The 20170-nt window shown below is 38.3% G+C and carries 18 protein-coding genes; 11 read left to right on the forward strand and 7 right to left on the reverse strand.

All coding sequences use genetic code 11. The annotated features are described in order from the left end of the window. The first annotated feature begins 15 nt into the window (after nt 1-15). From F4V57_RS02360 to F4V57_RS02385, 6 genes are all read left to right on the forward strand, one after another. Entirely contained in the window at nt 16-789 is a 774-nt protein-coding gene (locus F4V57_RS02360) for a TatD family hydrolase (RefSeq protein WP_070068651.1), read from the forward strand. A gap of 33 nt (nt 790-822) precedes the next feature. Further along, on the forward strand, nt 823-1458 hold the full coding sequence (locus F4V57_RS02365) for a TetR/AcrR family transcriptional regulator (RefSeq protein ID WP_070068650.1): 636 nt from the start codon (nt 823-825) through the stop codon (nt 1456-1458). A gap of 58 nt (nt 1459-1516) precedes the next feature. Further along, nucleotides 1517-2293 (forward strand): HesA/MoeB/ThiF family protein, encoded by a 777-nt coding sequence (locus tag F4V57_RS02370; protein ID WP_070068649.1) that lies wholly within the window; start codon nt 1517-1519, stop codon nt 2291-2293. Between the two features lie 75 nt (nt 2294-2368). Further along, nucleotides 2369-3667 carry an ABC1 kinase family protein gene (locus F4V57_RS02375; RefSeq protein ID WP_070068648.1) on the forward strand — a complete coding sequence of 433 codons (1299 nt, stop codon included), beginning with the start codon at nt 2369-2371 and terminating at the stop codon, nt 3665-3667. A 12-nt stretch (nt 3668-3679) separates the two neighbouring features. Continuing rightward, nucleotides 3680-4063, forward strand: a complete 384-nt coding sequence (gene folB / locus F4V57_RS02380; protein WP_070068647.1) for a dihydroneopterin aldolase — start codon at nt 3680-3682, stop codon at nt 4061-4063. Continuing rightward, nucleotides 4029-4472: a 2-amino-4-hydroxy-6-hydroxymethyldihydropteridine diphosphokinase gene (locus tag F4V57_RS02385; protein ID WP_070068646.1), complete on the forward strand. Its 444-nt coding sequence runs from the start codon at nt 4029-4031 to the stop codon at nt 4470-4472. The genes folB and F4V57_RS02385 overlap by 35 nt, the downstream gene beginning before the upstream one ends. A gap of 111 nt (nt 4473-4583) precedes the next feature. Here the strand turns inward: F4V57_RS02385 and F4V57_RS02390 are convergent, their stop codons facing one another. The 5 genes from F4V57_RS02390 to F4V57_RS02410 form a co-directional block, all read right to left on the reverse strand. Then, nucleotides 4584-5027, reverse strand: coding sequence for a universal stress protein (locus tag F4V57_RS02390; RefSeq protein ID WP_070068645.1), 444 nt, complete (start codon nt 5025-5027; stop codon nt 4584-4586). Between the two features lie 177 nt (nt 5028-5204). Then, complete coding sequence (locus F4V57_RS02395) at nt 5205-7685, reverse strand: TonB-dependent siderophore receptor (RefSeq protein WP_323125728.1); 2481 nt, start codon at nt 7683-7685, stop codon at nt 5205-5207. Between the two features lie 117 nt (nt 7686-7802). Next, nucleotides 7803-8780 carry a FecR family protein gene (locus tag F4V57_RS02400; RefSeq protein ID WP_070068644.1) on the reverse strand — a complete coding sequence of 326 codons (978 nt, stop codon included), beginning with the start codon at nt 8778-8780 and terminating at the stop codon, nt 7803-7805. Nucleotides 8781-8812: 32 nt separating this feature from the next. After that, nucleotides 8813-9322 (reverse strand): sigma-70 family RNA polymerase sigma factor, encoded by a 510-nt coding sequence (locus tag F4V57_RS02405; RefSeq protein ID WP_070068643.1) that lies wholly within the window; start codon nt 9320-9322, stop codon nt 8813-8815. Between the two features lie 136 nt (nt 9323-9458). Then, a complete protein-coding gene (locus tag F4V57_RS02410; protein WP_141729198.1) occupies nt 9459-9701 on the reverse strand; it encodes a hypothetical protein in 243 nt (80 codons plus the stop codon). 105 nt (nt 9702-9806) lie between these two features. Between F4V57_RS02410 and F4V57_RS02415 the strand changes: the two genes are divergently transcribed. The 5 genes from F4V57_RS02415 to F4V57_RS02435 are packed head-to-tail and all read left to right on the forward strand — an operon-like array spanning nt 9807 to nt 19245. After that, nucleotides 9807-11501, forward strand: a complete 1695-nt coding sequence (locus F4V57_RS02415; protein WP_070068642.1) for a PepSY-associated TM helix domain-containing protein — start codon at nt 9807-9809, stop codon at nt 11499-11501. After that, nucleotides 11501-11851: a DUF3325 domain-containing protein gene (locus F4V57_RS02420; RefSeq protein WP_070068641.1), complete on the forward strand. Its 351-nt coding sequence runs from the start codon at nt 11501-11503 to the stop codon at nt 11849-11851. Before F4V57_RS02415 ends, F4V57_RS02420 begins: the two co-directional genes overlap by 1 nt. 25 nt (nt 11852-11876) lie before the next feature. Next, the gene (locus F4V57_RS02425; RefSeq protein ID WP_070068640.1) at nt 11877-13076 is read left to right on the forward strand and encodes an efflux RND transporter periplasmic adaptor subunit; all 1200 of its coding nucleotides are present in this window, start codon (nt 11877-11879) and stop codon (nt 13074-13076) included. Nucleotides 13077-13081: 5 nt separating this feature from the next. Then, entirely contained in the window at nt 13082-16159 is a 3078-nt protein-coding gene (locus tag F4V57_RS02430) for a multidrug efflux RND transporter permease subunit (RefSeq protein WP_070068639.1), read from the forward strand. Beyond that, nucleotides 16156-19245 (forward strand): efflux RND transporter permease subunit, encoded by a 3090-nt coding sequence (locus F4V57_RS02435; RefSeq protein ID WP_070068638.1) that lies wholly within the window; start codon nt 16156-16158, stop codon nt 19243-19245. Before F4V57_RS02430 ends, F4V57_RS02435 begins: the two co-directional genes overlap by 4 nt. Nucleotides 19246-19316: 71 nt before the next feature. Here the strand turns inward: F4V57_RS02435 and F4V57_RS02440 are convergent, their stop codons facing one another. Next, nucleotides 19317-19739: an HIT family protein gene (locus F4V57_RS02440; RefSeq protein ID WP_070068637.1), complete on the reverse strand. Its 423-nt coding sequence runs from the start codon at nt 19737-19739 to the stop codon at nt 19317-19319. Between the two features lie 34 nt (nt 19740-19773). Then, complete coding sequence (locus F4V57_RS02445; RefSeq protein ID WP_227515650.1) at nt 19774-20166, reverse strand: YARHG domain-containing protein; 393 nt, start codon at nt 20164-20166, stop codon at nt 19774-19776. Nucleotides 20167-20170 lie beyond the last annotated feature (4 nt).

A 20170-nucleotide genomic window follows, 5' to 3' on the forward strand; every position in this document is an offset into this window, starting at 1 on the left:
AAAAGAGATTTCATCGTGTTTATTGACTCACACTGCCATTTAACTATGCTGGATTTAACCCCTTATGCGGGTGATTTATCAGCAGCAATTGCGGCTGCAAAAACTGCTGGTGTGACACGCATGATGAGCATTTCGGTAGAACTGGATGACTATCTGGCATTATCCAAAATTGCAGCAGAATTTCCTGAAGTGGGTTATAGCATCGGGGTGCATCCCTGTGAACAACCAGAAATGATGCAACGCGCCAGTGTTGAGAAATTAGTTGAACTGGCACAACCTGATTGTGTTTGGGCAATTGGTGAAACAGGTCTGGATTATTATCATAGTGATGAATTTATTGTTGAGCAACAAGCCTGTTTTGTACGACATATTCACGCTTCACAACAGGTAAATAAACCATTAGTGGTTCATACGCGTAGTGCGAAACACGATACGATTGATATCTTAAAAGCTGAACAGGCACAGCATGGTATTTTGCATTGTTTTACCGAAGATTGGGCCACTGCAAAATCAGCACTGGATCTGGGATTCTACATCTCTTTTTCTGGAATTATTTCTTTTAAAAATGCACAGGATTTGCGTGATGTAGCAAAACAGGTTCCATTAGATCGATTGTTGATTGAAACTGACAGTCCATATTTAGCTCCAGTTCCTTATCGTGGCAAATCTAATGAACCGAAATATGTGCCTTATGTCGCACAGACACTGGCAAATGTATACCAGAAACCCATTGAAGAAATTGCCAGAATCACAACAGAGAACTTTCTGAAAATTACCAATTTAATATGACATAACCTCAATAACTCCAAATGTTTGGTAGATATGAAAACACCAGCATCACAAATTGAACGTCAAAATCACTTTAAAGCCAGAGAACAATTAATTTTTCAGACTGCCGAAAAGCTTTTGATGGAAAATGGTGAAGTCGGCATGACGCTTGATGTGTTGGCATCAGAGTTGGAGCTCGCCAAAGGTACTTTATACAAGCATTTTCAGAGTAAGGATGAACTTTATTTGTTGCTGATTCTGCGTAATGAGCAGATGTTACTGGAGATGGTGTCATCTGCTAAGAAAAGCTTTCCGGAAGATTTACGTATATTCATGTTACATCACCTTTATCATCCGCAAAGGACGGTTTTATTCCATCAGATCGAAGAACATCTTTCCATGTCTTGTCATGGATTACAGTCATTATTTAACCAAATTTATGCACTTCGCAAACAACGTCTGCGAATTATTGTACAGGCCGCAGAACAATATTTGACAGCCATAAAAAGTCCAATGACTGTCAGAGATTATTTAGCAACAATCTGGTCATTAACTCAGGGAGCGGCTAGCATGTTAAACTCATCTTTTTATCAGCGCTTTCTTGGATCAAGAGAAACTTTGCGTCATGCATATATTCAACAAGCATTGGCATTACCACATTTGTTTTATCCCATAACTGAAAGCAAGTGACCTTATATAAAATGATCATTTACCGCATTTAAGTCATAAAAACTGAAAAGGGATTTGCATGTTAAGTACTAATCATCCTTCTACATTATCTAATGAAGAATTAAAGCTCTACAGTCGCCATGTTTTACTGGATGACTGGGATATTGATGCACAGGAAAAATTAAAGTCTTCTCGGGTTTTAATCATCGGTGCTGGCGGCATTGGCTGTACCTGTGCTGAGTTATTAGCCAGAGCTGGTGTAGGACACATTAGTATTGTTGATTTTGATCATATTGAAACCAGTAATTTACAACGTCAAATTGCATTTACATTGTCTAATGTTGGTCATTCAAAAGTAATTACATTGGCATTACATTTGAAAAATATTAATTCAAATATTGATATTCATCCATTAGTGTTAAAACTTGATCAAAACACCATAAAACAACTGAACACTAATTATGATCTAGTTCTGGATGGTTGTGATAATTTTGCGACACGTTATTTGGTCAATTCATTTTGTTTAGAACATCAATTACCCTTATTGAGTGCAGCAGCAATTGGTTATGAAGGACAATTATTATTCGTGCGATATCAACCTTGTTACCAGTGTATTTTTAATGATACGGATCAGGATGACGAGCGGCGTTGCGCTAATTCAGGCGTATTGACGACTACGCCTGTCATTATGGCCAGTCTACAAGCGCATCATGCTTTGCTATACTTGGGCTTAGGGCAAGCTCCTTTATTGAATAAATTATTGTTATGGAATGGTTTAAATATGACACAACGAATTTTAAAGATTCAGGCTGACCCGAATTGTTACTGTGCAGATGTTTATAAAAATACAACCTGATCAAGCTGAAAATTTGCTACACTCAAGCAAAAGTCGTACAGCATTCAAAGCATTAAGGGTAAATTGAAGTTGAAAATGCACAAAAAACAGATTATGGCAGGATTTCGTTCAGTTGCTCGTATTGGAGAAACTGCTTTTGTTGCCGCAAAAGCAGGAATTAGATATGCAACGGATAAGCCCAGCAATGCAGTATTGATGCGACAAACTTTTGAAGAATTGGGATCAACTTATATCAAGCTTGGACAATTTATTGCCAGCACCCCCTCACTTTTTCCACGTGAATATGTGGAAGAATTCCAAAAATGTCTGGATAAGACGCCAGTTTTACCTTTTAGTTATATTGAACAGGTATTAAAAGAAGAATTTGAAGGACAATCACTGGATCAAATTTTTAAATCTATTGATCAAAAACCTTTAGCATCAGCATCTATTGCACAAGTACATGCTGCGGTGTTGAAAACGGGTGAAAACGTAGTAATTAAAGTACAAAAACCTAATGTTGAAACCATTCTTTATACGGATTTAGGCGTTGTTCATTTAATAAGTAAAATGTTGGAAAAAGCGTTACCCAAAATTAAATTTGCGTCTCTATCCGATATAACCGATGAAATTCGCCGTCGTATGGTTCGAGAAGTGGATTTTATTGAAGAAGCGCAAAATTTGGAAGATTTTGTACAGTACTTGCAAGCATCACAAAATCAATACGCTACTGCACCAAAAGTGTATCACCAGTATTCAACCCGACGAGTATTGACCATGCAACGTCTTTATGGTGTTCCACTGACGGATTTTGACGTAGTGAAAAAATACAGTAAAGATCCATCACAGGTACTCATTACTACCATGAATACGTGGTTTGGTAGTTTGATGATGTGTAAAAGTTTTCATGCCGATTTACATGCCGGTAATGTCATGTTATTAGAAGATGGACGCATTGGCTTTATTGATTTTGGTATTGTCGGGCAACTTGAACCAGAAGTCTGGATGGCATGTATGCAATTTATGGATGCACTTCAGCAGACTAATTATCAAGAAATGGCCAAAAACATGCTTAAGATGGGTATGACCAAACAAAATATTGATATTGATAGACTTGCCAAAGATATAGAACGCCTGTTTAGTGGAGTATTGAGTACAGATCCGCAAGAATTGCTTGGTAATAAACCGAATGAACTAAATGATATCATGCTGGATATGGTTAGCGTTGGCGAACGACATGGTATTCGTTTCCCAAGTGATTTTGCTCTATTATTTAAACAAATGCTTTATTTTGACCGTTTTATGCGTGTACTTGCACCTTATAGTGATATTTATGCCGACTCTCGCTTAAAAATGTTACATGACATCGAGCCAGATTCAAAATTTATCCATTAAGGTAAGAAGAAAATGCAGGATTTGATCGTAATTGACGGCTTAAAAGTTGAAACTGTCATTGGATGTTTTGATTGGGAACGGCAAATTCGACAACCCTTATTGTTGGATTTAAAAATTTATACAGATTTATCTAACGCTTGTGCTAGTGATATGCTCGCTGACACTTTAAATTACGCCGAAATTTGCGATATCAGTAGCAGTACGATTATTCAGTCACAACCAGAATTGATTGAGCATGCAGCCCATCTTGTGATACAGGCTTTATTTAATCAATTTGTTAGTATTGAAAAAATTAACATCATAATCCGTAAGCCTGCTATCATTCCTGCTGCCCAATCTGTAGGTATTCAAATCGAGCGCCATCGTGACTATTTTCGCCATCGCAATAGCGAGTAATTTTCAACAATTTCAGAATATACAAATTGCATTGACTACACTTACGCAGTTAGGTCAATGTAAGTTTTCCGATATTTATGAAATTCCGTGTCGTGATGGTATTGGTGCAGATTACTGGAATGGTGCCTGTTTAATGCAGGCAAATATAGCATTAGAGCAGATGTTTGAAATATTAAAAGGTCTTGAGCAACAATCCGGTAGAAAACGTCCAGGTCATCAAATTTCTCTTGATGTCGATCTAATCGCATGGGGCGAAAATCTGGACAGTATGCAGTTTAATACAAAAAAATTACCGCTTGCAGATGATGTAGTCATTCCTTTAGCAGAATTATGGTCATCTGCTCAGTTTGTTATACCAGAGCATCAATTTCCTAAGGTAAAATTTACCCATGCATTGCATGTAATATAACCAACTTTTAAAATTTTACTGCATAGCCAGGCTGCTTAAAAGCTATACTAATAGAGGGTATAGCCTTTAAATAATGGTGTTGGATAATACAAAAATGATGATATCTGATAATTAATGTTTAATGATTAAAACAGGCACATGTGATTCGGCCAAAACGTTTTGCGCCACACTACCAAGTACGAATTTTTTTACACCTGTATGACCGTGTGATCCCATAATAATTAAATCTGCATTAATTTCATCCGCCGTATTGATGATGCCTTCGGCAGCAGGCACCCCATGATATAATTTGGTAGATACATTGATACCATCTCGATCAAAGGACTGCTTGATCTCATCTAGTCGGCTTTTTGCATGGGCTTCAGCCTGCATAAAATAATCAGTAACTGCTGGTGCGATTTTATAAAAATCAACACCGACAAAAGGATCGACTGCGATCACACTTAACAGAGTTACATTTCCATGTGTTAATTGTGCCAGTGATAATGCATGTTCAACAGCAGCATAAGAAATAGGTGAGTCGTCTACAGCGACCAGAATATTTTTATAAGACATGTGTGTTTCCTGTTGACCCTTTATTTTATCATCAATTTATCTATATTGATAACATATTCAGACTGCTTGAGCAAATGCTTTAAATATGTTTCTTGTGGTTTGAGGGTATAGCAGAATTCACAATCCTCTTTGTTTGATCCAAGAGGATTGTGGCTATTCTGAGTAAATTTCTATGCTTTAGAAATCATATTTCAAGCTTAATGTTGCATTGCGTGGTGTGCCATAAACCATACCATCTGCACCAATGCCATCATAATATTCTTTATCAAAAATATTATTAACATTAAGCTGAACTTTAATGTTTTTATCGATTTGATAAGCAGCCATCACATTGGCAATGACAAAGGCATCCTGTGTAATACGACCATAATTTGTATCAGTATAATACTTACTCTTATAGTTTAAGCCACCACCCAGACTAAATTTATCCCACTGATATTTGCTAAATAAATTGGCGGTTGTACGACTTGATTTGGTTTGAACCTGATTGCCATTTGCATCTTTGGCTGAAAAATGTGCAACACCAAGACTAAGATTCCAGTTATCGGTAACTTCACCATCTAGCTCAATTTCAAAACCTTTACTAGTGACGCCATCTACTGAGCGATAAACATCAACTTGTTGCCCATTGATGGTAATATGTTCACCATCGATTATTTCGGCAAGGTTATCTTGTTGCGTCCTAAATATAGAAAGAGATGCATTTAATTTTTCGTCAAAAAATACAGCTTTTAAGCCAGTCTCATAGCTTTTACCTTTTATTGGATCTATATATGTTCCATTTGAATCTCGTTTATCCTGAGGTTTAAAAATACCTGTATAACTGGCATACCATGAGTAGTTATTCAAAAAATCAAAGACCAAACCTGCATAAGGTGTGATTTCATGATTAAATTTACGATTACCATCACCATCTGCACTTTCATATTTCCAATTAGATAAACGTACACCAGTGATTAACTTCAGAGGTTCAAGTAAAGTAAATTTCCCTGCCAAGTAAGCACCTGTTTGTGTGGTTTTTGTGTCTGCTGAAGCATTAGTGTTGCTGATAGAACTGGTTAGTTGTGTACTAACATAATCGTCAAAGTCAATAGTATTACTATCTGTATTTGGGCTTCCCCAATACGCATCTGTTGTTTTACTTTGATTGTACATAAATCCTGTAATAATTTGCTGCTCTAGACCACCCAAGGTAAATGGGATAGAAAAATAAGCATCTGCATTATTCTGGGTAATATTTTTTTGATCAGAATAAGGATATAGTGCATCACTACTATCGGTTGCCTTGTTAATCAAACCGGAAGACCATAAATAGAGTAAGGCAGTTTCGTTTTTAATTTCACGGTAAGAATAGTTCATATTTAAATTGACATCATTAAATAAATTTTGTTTCAGTGTCACAAATGCTGTTGTAGTATCGGTATTCCAGTATGTCCAATCAGCAGTTACTGTTTTTGAGTGGTCGATATTCGTTCTTGTTCCATCATCGTAAAAGGCTGGCAGGCCACCCCATTTGACTCCTGTACGTTCTAAGTTTTGATAGCTTGCCCCTACAGATAAATAGGTTTTATCACTGAAATCTGCATCAATGACCCCATAAACAAGATTATTGGTGCGATTATATTGATTTGCAAATGAGTCGGTATCTTCATGTTTGATGACGACACGTCCACGAATACTGCCATCACTATTCAATGGTGCTGAAAGATCGGCTGAGCTTGACCATGCGTTCCATGAACCATAGGATGTATTTAGCCTCCCGGTAAATTCTTTCGCATTGGCATGTTTTCTGATCATATTAATAGCGATGGCTGGATTCCCTGCACCAGTCATTAAACCATTTGCACCTTTAACCAGTTCAACCCGATCATAAAGACTTAAATCAGGATCGATGGCATTATCCAGTTCATCATAACTTGGAACACCATCATATAGGAAATAATCGACATCAAAGCCACGTGCTGTTGGGTATTGACGTTCATCCATACGGTTTGTGCTTAAACCAGTCACTCCATTTAACATTTCCTGTAAAGAATTTGTATTAGTATCATCCAGATATTCACGAGTAAGCACTTTTACCGATTGTGGGGTTTCACGCAAAGATAGATTTAGTTTTGTTGCAGTATTTGCACTGCTGGCAGTATAGGAATGAGTACCTTCAGTTGTATAGTTATTGCTGGCATCTACTGTAATTGCAGGTAATACCGATATGTCATCTGAGCTGCTATAAGATGCTGCTGAACCACGAGCATTGACAGTGATAGGATGTAATTGCATCACTTCTTTTTGTTTAATGGTAATGCTACCAGTTGAGTCATTGATTTTTTGTATACTGAAACCACCATTGGATAATTTCACTGCCTGCAAACCATGTGGTGCAAGCAAAATATTTAAAGCCTGTTCAGGGGTATAACGTCCTTTTAGACCTGAACTTTTTAAATGTGATAACTCCTGAGGTTCATAAGCCAAAGTTAAATTTGACTGAACAGCAAATTGTTGTAGAACAATTGCTAGCGTATTCGCAGAGATGGCGTATTGGTTAAATTGAGTGGCTGCATGAATAACCGGACTAGCCATTGTTATACTGAGTACAGGGACGCCCCAAAGGATAGCTTTTAATGCCAGATTCAGACGTGTTTGAGTGATGTGATTTTTCATAAATCAAACCTAAATAAGAATTGTTTCATTTAATTAAGTCGAACAACTCAAAAAAACAGGTCATTTTTTCTAAAGAATTTTTCAATTATTTTCTTTATGACTGTTTTTTCTAAAGATTTAATTTGATTTTTTTACATGCAAAATATACTGACTATAGTAATCCAGTTGTAAATGATAAGTCTTAGCCAGTGTTTCAATACTTTGTTTTGGATTTTTTAATGAAAAAACACCGGAAACTCGAATATTTTTTATCTGTGAATCCATAAAATATGTTCCGGTTTGATAACGGTAAATTTCGGTTAGCACTTGGTCCAATCGCTTATTGTCTACTACCAGCAAATGCTGCATCCAGTAAGGTTGAGCCTGTTGTAGTTTTTGAGTATGGCCATAATGATGTTGGTTAAACTGAATGGATTGTCCCTGAGTAATAGTTTTTTTCGGTACGTTTGATTGTATAGGCTGAATAGCTACAGCATGTTGATAAATGTTCACGGTAGTATCCTGATCAGAATGATTTTGTCGAACGCTAAAACGTGTGCCTAAAGCTTGTATGGATCCATTGTCTGTTGTGACAATAAACGGGCGATAATGTGTTGCTACCTGTTTTGCCGTATGGATGTAAATTTCTCCCTGTAGAAGTTCGATTTTGCGCACATGTTCATTAAATTGAATATTGACGTGACTATCACTGGCAAGAGTAAGCTTGGAACCATCTTGTAGAGATATGGTTTTTATTTCACCGGTATTACTTGAGGCATCCGCTTGCCATAATTGCCAGGGTAAATACTGGTAAGCACACCAGAATGCAATAAACGGCGAGAATACCAGAAGCAATTTCTGGCTTAAATGAAGATGAAACCGTTGTCTGGATTTTAACAATTTTTTGGGTTGAAATTGTTTTGGTAATTGCTGAAAACCTTTATTGAAATGATTCATGCGATCAATGGCTTTTTGATGGTCGTGATGTGCCGCCTGCCATTGTTGAAATTGTGTCTGTTGAGATTCCGTCATGGTTCCGGAGTGCAGTAATACCAGCCAGTCTGCTGCCTGTTCCAAAATTTCTGGATCAATTACTTGTTTATCATCATTGTTCATGCAAAATTATCAGGGCAGGAAAGTATCAAAAATTAATCAGACTGGGAAAGTTGTATACAGGCGAGAAATGCAGTTTTCATATCGCGTTTTACTGTGCTTTCAGAAATATTAAGTTCTGTTGCAATGTCAACGTAATTTAAACCATCTAGCTGGGAAAGTAAAAATACTTTTGCCGTACGTGCTGGTAATTGTTCCAGAATACAGTGTACCTGATATAGACTTTCTCTTATGCTCAATTCCTGCTCTACTGACGGATAGAATTGTTCAGGCATCTCAGATAATGTTTCCAGATATAGCCGTTCAATTTGCTGTTTACGCCAGAAATCAATCACAACATGTTTGGCGATGCCCAGTAACCATGCTTTGGGCTCCTGTATTTTCTGGAATTGCTCATGTTTCAAAATACGATAAAAAACTTCATGACTGAGATCTTCAGCTTGATGTTGATGTTGCAACTTTTGTTTAAACCAGTTTAATAGCGTACCATGATGTGCAATATACATCTGATTGAACCACTGATTTTTCTGGGTAAGATGAGCCATGATCCTGTTCTTCCGTGGTTTAAATGATCAAAACCTTGAGGATAAATAAAATTAAAATAATGATTATCATTATTAGAACTAGAATAGTATACAATAATTTACAATTCAGCATGAGCTATTTTTAATTTTCATTCGTCTATATAGGCGAGTAAACGATTTTTATTGACAATAATGTTATGAAACCCAACCTTTCTTCTTTAACAAATATGCATAAATACAGGCTAATGGTTTTAGCTCGGTGTTTGATTGCAATTATTTCAGGATTTTTGATCGCCAATCTTAGTATTGCTTTGCTGGCTTTTTCACTTCCTATGGCATTTGCAAGAGCTACTTTTTTGGGCTTTTTGCTTAGTTTTGTAATCTGGCTGGTTTTTGTCATTTATGTGTTCAGTGCAAAATCATTATTACGAATTTTTATATGGTCTAGTCTGATCATGATCATGCAATTTATTTTGATTACTGTATTTAAATCATGGAGTCTGTCATGAAAGAGGGTTTTCGTCAGAGCATGGCATGGCTTCATACATGGTCAGGTCTGATTGTCGGCTGGGTATTATTTTTTGTATTTTTAACAGGGACAATGGGATATATCCGAGATGAAATCACACGCTGGATGCAACCAGAAAAACCATTGATTCAACAGAGTATTCCCACTGCTGCCACACAATTAAATTTGGGATATAACTGGTTGAATCAACATCCGGAAGCCGCGCAGGCAGAACGTTGGGGAATAAATTTCATGACACCTGCGCGTGGACATGAAGATTTAAACGTTTCCTGGACTGATCCGGCAGAAGAAGGGAAAAGTTATGGAAAGTATCATCGTATAATACTTGATCCGCAGACAGGGCAGGAATTTAAACAAGTCCAAACTCCTCGGGAAACTGGTGGTGGAAATAGCTTATATATGATGCATTATGCCTTGCATTATGTTCCATATAATATTGGTATTTTAATCGTTGGCGCCTGTACTATGCTGATGTTTGTGGCAATTATTTCGGGCGTGATTACACATAAAAAGATTTTTAAGGACTTTTTTACTTTTCGTCCGGCAAAAGGGCAACGATCATGGTTAGATGCGCATAATGTTATCAGTGTGATTGCTTTACCCTTTTATATTATGATTACTTATAGTGGTCTGATTTTCTTTTATTCAACCTATATGCCACTGGGTTTACCAATGACTTATGGACAGGGAGAAGAGAATGCAAAAAAATTCTATCAGGCTGCTTATCCTGAGTATTATCCAAATGCTGGACATGAAGATGTCAAAGCTGTTGCTTTAAAGTCTGTGCTTCCAAATGAAAAACAATTGCAAGGATTGTATCAACAGGTACAAGGTTATTGGGGGCAACATCAAATTAGTCGTGTTGATATTCAGGCTGCTACGCAATATTCTCCGGTTAAAGTCAAATTTTTCCCTGTAGAAGGACAAGTTTTATCACGTGTTGCGCCTTCAATCAGCTATAGTGTGAACGGACAAAATATCCAGTTACTTACAGAAAATATTAAACCTCTGGAACGTAGTTTTACTGATGTTGTATTGGGATTACATGAAGGTGAATATGCAAATGCATTTTTACGCTGGATGTATGTCATTACCGGTTTTTTGGGTACGGCAATGATTGCTACAGGGTTGGTACTCTGGACAGTGAAACGCCGTCCAAAACAAATTAAAAATGGCAAAATGACATTTGGTCATGCATTGGTAGAACGCTTAAATATTGGCATGATTGCTGGATTACCCTTAGGCATTACGGTTTATTTTTGGGCAAATCGTTTATTGCCAGTCCAAATGGAAAATCGTGCAAATTGGGAAATGAATGCCTTATTTTTATCTATTTTGCTGGCTTTTTTGTATGGTTGGCTCAGACCCATTGCCAAAGCATGGTATGAATTACTTTTTTTGATTGCAATTACTTTATTATTATTGCCAATTTTAAATGCAATCACCACAAATCATCATATCTTAACAACCTGGGTTTATGGTGATTGGGCATTATTTAGTATGGATTTAGGTTTTGTATTGGTCGGATTGTTATTTTTATGGATGGCTTATGCAGTATGGCGTAAAAGACATGGCATTCTGAAAGCTCAGGTTAAGAAATCCAAACCCCAATCTGCACAAAAGAGTCAGCAGCTTAATTCCGACAATCCTAATGATGTGGAGTCAGAATAATGATTCAGACTCTGCATATTTTAAGCGCTTTGGCATGTATTTATATTGGTATGATGTGTTTGAATTTGTCGATGGATAAGCCTTTTAAACAGGTTTTTCAACGTACGATCCGTCCTTTGGATTGTCGTGTTTTACGCATAGTGGGTTGGCTATTTATTGTTTTTGCCATGATGTGCAGTATTGCTGCATGGAATATCAGTATTGGTATTGCTGCATGGTTTGGCATGGCAACTTTTGTTGTGGGGATGTTGGTGTTTATACAAGCTTATCATCTTAAAAAAGCATGGTGGTTGGGTTGGGTTGTTTTTGCAGGTTTGATCAGCATGCAACTATTCAAAATGATATTTTAATTGTGGGAAGAATTTGGGTTAGGTTATGGCGGAACAAAATAAAGAATTAAACAGCGGGCAGACTCCACAAAAAAAATGGTGGAGATTGTTTATCTTTCTATTGGTTATATTGTTGCTCGCATTTTTGTTATGGAAATTTGTTTTGAAGCCTAAACCTAAAGCAGATGAGTATAGTCAATGGCGGCAACCTGTACCTGTAGAAGTGGTTGCTTTGTCACGTGAAAATTTGCAACTGGAGCTTAAAGCAGTTGGGACAGCCATTCCAAGTGAAACAATCACTGTGCAAAGTCGGGTTGCAGGTATCTTAAAGCAGTTATATTTTAAAGATGGTGATCTGGTCGAAAAAGGGCAATTATTGGCATTGGTTGATCCAGAACCTATGCAGGTGACATTAAATCAAAGCAAAGCCAATCAGCAAAATATTATTGCACAATTGCAATATGCAGAGTCTGAGTTAAAACGTAAACAAAATATGCTGAAATATGATGCAATTTCCCGTCAGGAAGTTGATCAACAAGCAGCACAAGTACGTCAATTATCTGCACAATTACAATCACTCAAAGCCCAAGTGGATGCCTCTGCACTGGAATTATCTTATAGCAAAATTTATGCACCAATTTCTGGTCAGCTTGGTTTTCGGCAAAAAGACGTTGGTAATTTAATTCAGGAAAATGAAGAAAATGGATTGGTCACGATTACCAAAACTTCACCAATTTATGTGGAGTTTGCCATTTCGGAAAATTATTTGAATTTATTGCGTGGTCAAGCGACACAAGCCAAACCTTTACTGGTTGAGGCGTGGGATCGTGATGAAAAGAATTTGCTGGCTCAGGGTGAAGTTTTTGCACTGGATAATCAGATTGATGCTTCAACTGGGACATTGAAATTGAAAGCTCGGTTCAATAATGCAGATCATCAATTATTTGCCAATCAATTTGTTAATGTTCGCTTAAAAGCACAAACCATTGCCAATGCTGTAACTGTACCAAGTGATGCCATTCAACATGGTTCCAAAGGAACTTATGTTTATATTATCGATCAACAGAATAAAGCTCAAATCAAAATGTTGCAGCTTGGGATGGCAACCAATGGAAAGACACAGGTACTTTCGGGTTTAAATGGTAATGAACGTGTGGTACTTGAAGGCATTGACCGCCTAGCAGAAGGTAGACAAGTGAATGTATTAAAGCCAGCCCAAAATAGCACTGCGACAAAAGGACAATAAGTCCAATGAACATTTCCAGATTATTTATTCTGCGTCCGATAGCCACAACTCTGTTTATGTTGGCATTGTTATTCAGTGGTTTACTGATGTGGCGTTTGTTGCCGGTTTCTGCTTTACCACAGGTTGATTACCCGATTATTCAGGTATTTACTTTTCAGTCTGGTGCCAATCCGGACACAATTCAGCGTACGATTAGTTCTCCGCTGGAAAAGGAAATGGGTAAAATTGCAGGATTGAAACAAATGTCCTCAACCAGCTCATTGGGCGCTTCAGTATTGACTTTGCAATTTGATCTTAATTCGGATCTGGGCGTGGTTGAGCAGGAGGTCCAGGCTGCCTTGAATACTGCAAATAGTAATCTACCAAGTGATCTGGCAACTCCACCAATTTATCGCAAAGTTAATCCTGCCGATGTGCCAGTCATTACGCTTGCCGTGAGTTCACCGACACTTCCTTTACCCAAAGTCTACGATATGGTCGATACACGGGTTGCGCAGAAGTTATCACAACTGTCCGGGGTCGGAATGGTTAGTCTGGCAGGAGGACAACGTCCTGCGGTTAGAGTACAGATGAATCCGACAGCATTAAAGTCGTTAAATTTAACGGCTGAAGATGTTCAGAGTGCCATTACTTCTGCCAATGTTAATCAGCCTAAAGGAAGTTTTGACGGAAAGTTTCGTACCACCATGCTAGATGCCAATGACCAGATTAGAAGTATTGCCGAATATGAAAATTTAATCGTGGCATGGAAAAATTCTGCGGCAATCCGTTTAAAAGATGTAGCAAGCATCAGTGAAAGTAGTGAAGATCGCTATATGGCAGCATGGGCAAATGCACAAAATGCCATATTGATTAATGTACAACGACAACCGAATGCCAATGTGATTGAAGTGGCTGACCAAATCAAGGCGATTTTGCCACAATTACAGCAAAATTTACCGGAAAATGTACAAGTCAGCATTTTGACCGATCGTACTGAAAGTATTCGCAGTTCAATTCATCATGTTCAAAAAGAACTGGTTTTTGCTGTTAGTCTGGTGGTGATGGTCACTTTTTTGTTTTTACGTAATTTACCTGCAACGATTATTCCTAGTGTCACCGTGCCTTTATCTATTATTGGAACATTTGTGGTGATGTATTTCCTTGGATTTTCAGTGAATAACCTGACTTTGATGGCTTTGACCATTGCAACTGGTTTTGTGGTAGATGATGCCATTGTGATGCTGGAAAATATCGCACGACATTACGAAGCTGGAGAAAGTCGTTTAAACGCAGCCTTAAAAGGTGCCAGAGAAATTGGATTCACTTTAATTTCCTTAACCATTTCTTTGATTGCAGTCTTAATTCCATTGTTATTTATGGGAGATGTAGTCGGACGTTTATTTCATGAATTTGCAATTACACTGGCGGTTGCCATTGCCATTTCATTGGTTGTTTCACTGACCTTAACCCCAATGATGTGCGCCTATATTCTTAAGAAACATCCTGATCAACATGAACGAAAAGCAGGATTCATGGACAAGATCATTGATCGTTATGCTACTGGGTTGCGCTGGGTGCTGGCACACCAAACTTTGGCACTCGCTGTAATGTTTGGTTCAATTGTGGTAGCAGGAGCATTATACTGGTGGATTCCTAAAGGCTTTTTTCCGGTTCAGGACAGTGGTGTGATTCAGGTTGTGACCGAAGCACCTGATGCAATTTCATTTCAAGCCATGGGGCAACGTCAGCAGGCACTGACAACGGAGATTTTAAAAGATCCGGATGTGTCAAGTTTATCGTCTTTTATTGGTGTGGATGCGAATAATCCCAAGTTAAGTAATGGTCGTATTCTAATTAATTTAAAACCGCATGGTGAGCGTGATAATGTTCACGATATTATGCAGCGCCTGAAAGAAAAACTGGTCAATGTACAAGGCATTCAGGCATGGATGCAGCCTGTTCAGGAACTGAGTATTGAAGACAAGATTAGTCGAACTCAATATCAGATTAGCTTATCGGCACCGGATCAAGCCACACTGGAAATGTGGCAAAACAAATTTGTGACGGCATTGCGGCAACATGCCGAATTTTCTGATGTTACCAGTGAAACCACTGGTCAGGGATTGCAGGCTTTTGTAGAAGTCAATAAAGATGCTGCTGCTCGTTTAAATGTGAGTATGAGCGATGTCAATGCAGCCTTACAGAATGCTTATTCGCAAAGGCAAATTTCGACTTTATATACACAATCCAATCAATATCGTATTGTGCTGGAAGTTGCACCACAATACGCACAAACTCTGGCAGATTTATCACAAACTTATGTACGTAATGCAGATGATCAGCCGATTTTATTAAGTAGTATTGCTACAATTACCGAAAAAAGTGCACCAACGATTATTCAGCAACAGGGACAATTTCCCGCAACAACCATCTCCTTTAATGTTGCAGATGATATCGCCTTGGGGCGAGCCATTCAGACAATTGATATTGTCAAGCAACAGCTACAATTACCTGATGATGTCAGTTTGAATTTACAGGGCGCAGCAGCAGCTTTTGAAAATTCACAAAGTAATACGTTATGGCTGGTCATTGCAGCAATTGTAACGATGTATATCGTGCTTGGCATACTGTACGAAAGTTTTATTCATCCAGTGACTATTCTTTCAACATTACCTTCTGCGGCTATTGGTGCCTTACTGGCTTTGGCAATATTGCAACGTCCAATGGATATGATTGCACTAATCGGTATTATCTTATTGATTGGTCTGGTAAAGAAAAACGGCATTATGATGGTGGATTTTGCACTTGCAGCCCAACGTGAGCAAGGTTTATCGGCTCAGGAAGCAATTTATCAGGCAGCTTTATTGCGTTTTCGTCCAATTTTAATGACAACAATGGCTGCTTTGGTTGGTGCAATTCCATTGATGCTGGCTTCAGGTTCAGGAGCAGAATTACGGCAACCACTCGGTATTGTCATGGTGGGTGGATTGATTGTCAGTCAAATTCTAACGCTATTTACCACACCTGTCGTGTATTTGTTCTTTGATCGGTTTAGCTGGGATAAATCAGATCGGTCGACAGATATTGAGGTGTCGTCTTGAATATCAGCCAGATTTTTATTCAGCGACCTGTTGCCAGCCTATTATTTGCAATTGCCATTATTTTATTGGGCCTATTGGCATATTTTAAAATTCCTGTTTCTGCATTGCCACAGGCAGATATTCCAGTAATTGTTGTACGTGCCAGTTTACCTGGTGCCAGTCCGGAGAGCATGGCGGCAACCGTTGCCACACCACTGGAACGTGCTATGGTCGGTGTATCTGGAGTCAAAGCCATTAACTCCTCCAGTACACAGGGTTCGAGTCATGTGACTTTGCATTTTGCAATGGATACCGACATTAATGAAGCGGCAAGAGAAGTGCAGGCGGCAATTAATGCGGCGATCCCGCAATTGCCATCAGGTATGCCAAGTCCACCGCGTTATTCAAAAATTAATCCAAGCCAGAGTCCTGTGTTCTATCTGGCATTTAGTTCAGATCATTTGTCACCTGGTGATTTATACGAAATTGCTACCAATAAACTTTTACCGCATATTGCCCAGATTCCCGGTGTTGGCGAAGTTACTATTAATGGGGCATCCATGCCTGCTGTACGGGTAGTACTGAATCCAAATGCCTTAATGAATCAGGGAATTTCCTTGGAACAGGTACGTCAGGCGATTAGTGATTATAATCAGGTGAAACCTGTTGGTGTTTTGGAACAGAGTAATTTGCGATGGCAGATCCAGTTAGCTTCGAGCAAGTTAAATGCCAGTGAATTTGCCAATATAGTTGTTCATCGTAATGGTAATCATTATGTACATCTAAAAGATGTTGCTGAAGTTAGCGATTCAGTAGAAAACCGCTATGTCACAGGATTTCATAATAATAAGCCTGCGGTGATTGTGATGATCAGTCGTCAGCCAAATGCCAATACAGTTGCGACCATTGACCGAATCAAACAAAAGTTACCATTTTTACGTGCTCTGATTCCGGCAGACAGCGATTTGACAGTGGTGATGGACAGTTCTTCAGCAGTGCGTCATGGATTGGATGAAGCACGTTTTACTTTGTTATTTTCCATGTGTCTGGTTGTTATAGTGACATGTCTGTTGCTAGGACGATTACGTAGTGCAGTTATTCCCACCATTGCCATGCTGGTAACATTGGTAGGCGTATGTTCTGTGATTTATCTGGCCGGATTCTCACTAAATAATCTTTCTATTATGGCACTTATTGTGGCAATTGGATTGGTCATTGATGATGCTATCGTGGTACTGGAAAATATTGAACGCTATATCGAGCAGGGGTTAAATCCTTATCAGGCTGCGATAAAGGGAGCGCAAGAAGTTGGTATGACTTTAATTGCCATGAATCTTGTACTTATGGTGATTTTTGTCGCAATTTTATTTATGGGTGGGGTGATTGAGCGTTTATTTCGAGAATTTTCCCTAACACTGGTATTTATTATTTTGTTATCGGTAATTGTTGCCTTAACTTTAATTCCAAGTTTGTCGGCACGTATTTTTACCCCAGTGGCCAATGTACAAAACTCTAGACTTTATCAATTTAGTCAGGCATTGGTAAAGCAACTAACTTACTATTACCGAGATTCATTGGCATGGTTACTTAAACATGGCTACCTGGTTATTGTGATCTGGATTGGTTGTATTGCAGCTTCTGCATATTTATATAAAACTTTACCCAATATTATGTTACCCAAACAAGATACTGGGCGTTTATCAATATTTCTACGTGGTGATGATGGTTTTTCTTTTCAGGTGATGCAACCTAAAATTCAAACCTTTGCCGAATATGTATTGAGAGATCCAGCCGTGGAAAATGTCATTGGAACAGCAGGTGACGTTGGTACTACCAATGCAAAATTATTGGTGAATCTTAAACCGAAGGCAGAACGGGGCGGTTTAGATTCTCAACAGGTCGCTGATCGTTTGAAGCGCAATGCGCCATTTATAGCAGGTGCTGTTTTTAATGCGCAAGTAGATCAGGACATTATGCTGGATGATCCGTTTGGTAACAATGCCAATGAATACACTTTATTATTACAGTCGGACAGTACTGCTTTACTTAGAAAATGGGCGCCTATGGTAGCAAAGGAAATGGAAAAACTTCCTCAGCTTGAAGAGGTTGAAACCATTGGTGATGAAGGTGCACAGCAAGTTGTACTACAAATTGATCGCCAAGCAGCCAAGCTACTGGGAATTGATATGTCTGATATTGCCAGTGTATTAAATAATTCTTTTTCCCAGCGACAAGTCAGTACAATTTTTGCTGATCGTAATCAATTTCATATTGTCATGGAGGTGGATAAGCGTTTTACGGAACATCCCGAATCATTAGCTCGAGTACAAGTTTTGAATGATCAAGATGAATATGTGCCTCTAACCAGTTTTGCGACATGGTCGTATGGATTAGCAAATGATCGCGTCACACACCGTAATCAATATGCGGCTCTTGGGGTCGGTTATGTTGTCAAAAATGGCTATACTCAGGAACAGGCAGATCAGGCAATTCGTAGCATTATGCCTAAAATTATGCTGCCAGACAGTATCTTTATCACCACAGATCAGGATGCACGGGCAGAAAGTTTGCAAACCGGGTTATCTACACCCTGGATTATTCTTACGGTTGCCGTGCTGATGTATATTGTTCTGGGAATCAGTTATGAAAACTTGATACATCCACTAACAATTCTATCCACCATTCCAGCAGTCGCATTGGGTGCTTTATTGACCTTATGGCTGATCAAAATGCCTTTTAGCCTGATTGCATTACTAGGCATGTTTTTATTAATTGGAATTGTGGTAAAAAATGCAATTTTGCTGATTGATTTTGCCATTCAGTTGCAACGTCGTGGTGAAACTGCGCATAAAGCGATCTTACATGCAGCAATTTTACGCTTTAGGCCTATCATGATGACTAATATGGCTGCATTGATCGGTGCTATTCCATTAGCTATGGGTCTAGGGGAAGGATCAGAAATGCGTCAACCCTTGGGTATAGCAATTGTCGGTGGCTTAGCATTAGGGCAATTCCTAACCTTATATACTACGCCGGTTATTTATTTGTATCTGGAAAAAATTGTACAGTGGTTTAAATCCAGATATACACCACAGAAAGTAATTTAAAATAAAAGCTGCCAAATTTGGCAGCTTAATTAATGAGGTTTGTTTGAGATTTAACCTTTAAAATAATTTAATTATTCAGATGCAATGGCTGCTTTAATTTTCTCTGCCAATCTCTTGATATGTTCCTGATCACCCATTTGACCAGCATGTTGACGTAATTGATGTAATGATTCGGGAATCAAATGAAAATGTACATGTGGTACAGTTTGACCTGCTTCCTCACCAGAAAGTTGCATCAAGATAATGCCTTTTTTATCGAGTGCTTTTTCAATAGCTCTTGCAACTTTTTGAACAATCTGAATAGTATAAGCAGCATCTTCCGCAGGCAAATCCAATAAAGTGACTGCGGCAGTTTTAGGAATGACAAGAGTATGTCCTTCGGCCTGAGGCATAATATCCATAAAGGCTAAAGTTCTATCATCCTCATAGACTTTGATTGCAGGTAATTCACCACGTAAAATTCTGGCAAAAATATTTTGCTCGTTATACGTCATTATGCGTTCCTTGTAAGTTACGACAGACAGAAGGTTAATCTTTTTTCGGGCAGTTTAAAGATTTTAAATTTGCTTCAATTTGCGCAAGACGTTTACTTTCTGCATCACTAAAAGATGGTTTTTTAGTATGACAGTCTGCACCGTATTTAGCTTGAGCATCTTTATCTTTAAAACAATAACCTTTTGCTGCATAAAGAACATTTTTTTGTTCCTGCAAAGATTTACAATCTTCTGCATAAACAGTTGCACTGATCATGCCTGTTAACATCAGACCAGCTAAAACAAGATTTTTGGCAATTTTCATCATGTATCTTCCTTTATCAGGCGTTGATGGAGATTCAATTATAGAGTCTATATTGCGGTCGTCATTGATAAAAACAACCGCAATTGGCATTTTTGACAAATTATATACAAAAGGTGTAGACACTGAT

The sequence above is a fragment of the Acinetobacter qingfengensis genome (genome assembly GCF_008693185.1).
In the GTDB taxonomy this organism is placed as follows: Bacteria; Pseudomonadota; Gammaproteobacteria; order Pseudomonadales; family Moraxellaceae; genus Acinetobacter; species Acinetobacter qingfengensis.